Genomic DNA, 843 nt, shown 5'->3' with positions numbered 1-843 from the left:
GCGATCCCCTACAACGGCGCGGTCGTGGTGTACACGGTGCGTGGGGGCGCGGTGTACGAGTCGAGCAGCGCCAACTGGCAGCCCCTGCTGGTCGGCTACAACGGGCAACCCGTCCACGGAACCGCGGTGTCAGCGATCGCCAGAACCGATGGCACGAGGATCATCTATACGGTGCGGGACGGCTACGTACACGAAGCAGCCAGCAACACCGGCTGGCAAAACCTCCGCGTTCCCAACCTCACGGGCACCAACGCGGTCGCCGCACTCAACGCCAACGGAATCAAAATCCTCTACACCCGTTAACGTGATCCTGAACCTGCAGCCGCTCGGCATCGACCCGACTGGCCATAGACAACCCTTGGCTGAACATTCCTCTTGTCGACGCGAAGATTCAAACCAGGCTGCCGGTGGCCGGCGGGCACGATGCCGGGGCGTTCGGTGACCTGCTCGCGTCGGCCGGAGGCGCACAGCTCGCCGTTGACCCGCGCCACGGCACCGTGACCATCCAGGCTGGAACCAGTTGCCTCCGGCCGACCCGCCGCACCGCCTGGGCCAGCCACACCGCACGTTGCCCGGGCGGTGTGGGTGCCGTCGTTGCGCAAGGTAAGTGAGTGCGGGCGGGGTTCGACGTCCGGCAGGGAGTAGCCACCCGGGGCGGCGTTGGTGGCGCTGACGCCGGACGAGTTCAGTCAGGCGGATCCGGGTGCGGTGAGCGGCGAATAGCAGCCGGACGCAAGTTAGGCCTGATTTAGAGCGTGTCTCAGGTGGTGAGTTTGAGGTAGCGCTTGTGGCAGGTGAGGGCTGCGGCGAGGGTCACGAATGCGCAGTACAGGCTTGCCGAGC

1 protein-coding gene is annotated in these 843 nt (G+C 66.2%); it reads left to right on the top strand.

What is annotated here, in order from left to right:
- On the top strand, window positions 1–303 hold a 303-nt coding region (locus ACGFZ2_RS15105), incomplete at its 5' end, for a hypothetical protein (protein ID WP_393453721.1).
- Window positions 304–843: the final 540 nt, after the last annotated feature.

It is taken from the genome of Micromonospora sp. NPDC048063 (genome assembly GCF_043202855.1).
Taxonomy (GTDB): domain Bacteria; phylum Actinomycetota; class Actinomycetes; order Mycobacteriales; family Micromonosporaceae; genus Micromonospora.
The sequence above is the reverse complement of the archived record's forward strand: the minus strand, read 5'-3'. Positions and strand labels throughout refer to the sequence as shown.